The 2,428-nt window shown below is 71.5% G+C and carries 2 protein-coding genes; both read left to right on the top strand.

Annotated features, from left to right (window positions below):
* The first annotated feature begins 159 nt into the window (after positions 1-159).
* On the top strand, positions 160-1,230 hold the full coding sequence (gene prfA / locus ACFWPJ_RS30450; protein ID WP_378856604.1) for a peptide chain release factor 1: 1,071 nt from the start codon (positions 160-162) through the stop codon (positions 1,228-1,230).
* Between the two features lie 76 nt (positions 1,231-1,306).
* Positions 1,307-2,188, top strand: coding sequence for a peptide chain release factor N(5)-glutamine methyltransferase (prmC, locus tag ACFWPJ_RS30445; RefSeq protein ID WP_378856602.1), 882 nt, complete (start codon positions 1,307-1,309; stop codon positions 2,186-2,188).
* The last annotated feature ends 240 nt before the right edge of the window (positions 2,189-2,428 follow it).

Raw genomic sequence — 2,428 nt, 5'->3', positions numbered from 1 at the left:
CGGGGTCCCTGCTTTCGTGGCTCTCTCGGTAACGCGGGGGGCAAATCCGGCCGCCGACTGTTTTTTCCCAAACCCCCGCCCGGTTTTGGGTCCCGCGGGGCGGGGCTCGGTGGTTTCTCGCCCACCGATTCCGCCCGCACCGCACATAAGGAAGCAAACGTGACGCAGCCGTCCGCCATCGACGACATTCTGGCCGAGTACGCAGGCCTGGAGACGCAGCTGGCCGATCCGTCGTTGCACAGCGACGCCAGTGCGGCCCGGCGGGTGGGCAAGCGGTTCGCCGAGCTGGCCCCGGTGATGTCGACCTACCGCAAGCTCGAGTCGGTCCGCGACGATCTCGAGGCCGCCCGTGAGCTGGCCGCCGACGACGCCGCGTTCGCCGCCGAGGTGCCCGGTCTGGAGGCCCAGCTGGTGGAGCTCGAGCAGGCGCTGGCCGATCTGCTCGCCCCGCGCGACCCGCACGACAGCGACGACGTGGTGCTCGAGGTGAAGTCCGGTGAGGGCGGCGAGGAATCGGCGCTGTTCGCCGCCGACCTGGCGCGCATGTACATCCGCTACGCCGAGCGGCACGGCTGGAAGGTGGAGACGCTCGATGTCACCTATTCCGACCTGGGCGGCTACAAGGACGCGACGCTGTCGATCAAGAGCCGTGACGCCGCGCGCGACGGCGTGTGGTCGCGGTTCAAGTTCGAAGGTGGCGTGCACCGCGTGCAGCGCGTGCCGGTGACCGAGTCGCAGGGCCGCATCCACACTTCGGCGGCGGGCGTGCTGATCTACCCCGAGCCCGACGAGGTCGAGCAGGTGCAGATCGACGAGACCGACCTGCGCATCGACGTCTACCGGTCCTCCGGCAAGGGCGGCCAGGGCGTCAACACCACCGACTCCGCGGTCCGTATCACCCACCTGCCCTCCGGCATCGTGGTGACCTGCCAGAACGAGCGCTCCCAGCTGCAGAACAAGGCGCGCGCGATGCAGGTGCTCGCCGCCCGGCTGCAGGCGCTGGCCGAGGAGCAGGCCGACCAGGAGGCCGCGGCCGGTCGCGCGAGCCAGATCCGCACGGTGGACCGCTCCGAGCGCATCCGCACCTACAACTTCCCGGAGAACCGGATCGCCGATCACCGCATCGGTTTCAAGGCGCACAACCTCGACGCCGTCCTCGACGGTGACATGGACGCGCTGCTCGACGCGCTCGGCAAGGCCGACCGCGACGCCCGCATGGCCGCCGAGTAACCGGCATGAGCGGTCAGCGCCCGCAGGAGGCAGCCCGCGTCACCACGGAGGGCACCCGAGCATGCCGAATGATCCAGTGACAGAGCGTGTCCGGCTGCGCCCGTTGATCGTCGAGGCCGCGGCGCGGCTGGCCGAGGCGGGCGTCGCCTCGCCGCTGCCCGATGCGGAGAACCTGGCCGCCCACGTGCTCGGTGTCGACCGGATGCGCCTGGCGCTGCACCCGATGGTGGAGCCCGAGGAAGCCGCGCGGTTCGCCCGGCTGATCGACCAGCGGGCCGCGCGAATCCCGTTGCAGCACTTGACCGGGACGGCCGCGATGGGCGAGATCGACCTCGCAGTCGGTCCCGGCGTCTTCGTCCCGCGCCCGGAGACCGAGCTGCTGTTCGCGTGGGCGCTGGCCTGGCTGGAGACACTGCCGCACGACCACGCACCGATCGTCGTCGACCTGTGCACCGGCTCGGGCGCCCTTGCCCTCGCCATCGCCCACGCCCGCCCGGACGCCCAGGTCCACGCCGTCGAACTCGACCCCGACGCCGTGACCTGGGCCCGCCGCAACGCCGACGACCGCATCGCCGACGGCGACACCCCCATCACCCTGTACGCCGACGACGTCACCGACCCGACCCTGCTCACCGAACTGTCGGGCCGCGTCGACCTGCTCGTCTCGAACCCGCCCTACATCCCCGAGGCGGCGGTCCTCGACCCCGAGGTCGCCGACCACGACCCCCACCGCGCCCTCTTCGGCGGCCCCGACGGCCTCGACGTCATCCGCGCCATGGTCCCCACCATCGCCCGCCTGCTCCGCCCCGGCGGCGCCACCGCGATCGAACACGACGACACCAACGGCGGGGGAGTAGCGTCCCTGCTCGCCGCGGCCGGGTTCACCGGCATCGTCGAACACACCGACCTCGCAGACAAGCCCCGCTTTGTCGTGGCTCACCGCCCCAGCAAATCCTGACCGCGACCGTACCCAGCTGTCGCAAGACACCCGGCCGATCCAGCACACCCGGAGCATCCAGCCGGCCGACGGATCTCGCAAGAATCGGTGGTCCGCGCAAAGTACCCCGACATCCCACCGTCGGCCCGGACGCTAGACTCTTGCCGCCCCCCGGGACCGGCCGAGTTCTCGGGGAGTCGGCCCAGCGCGTGCCCCACCCCCCGACCGGCCGGGGTCACGGGGGTGCGGGACAGACCCACA

It is taken from the genome of Nocardia sp. NPDC058497 (assembly GCF_042720195.1).
Classification (GTDB): Bacteria; Actinomycetota; Actinomycetes; order Mycobacteriales; family Mycobacteriaceae; genus Nocardia.
The sequence above is the reverse complement of the archived record's forward strand: the minus strand, read 5'-3'. Positions and strand labels throughout refer to the sequence as shown.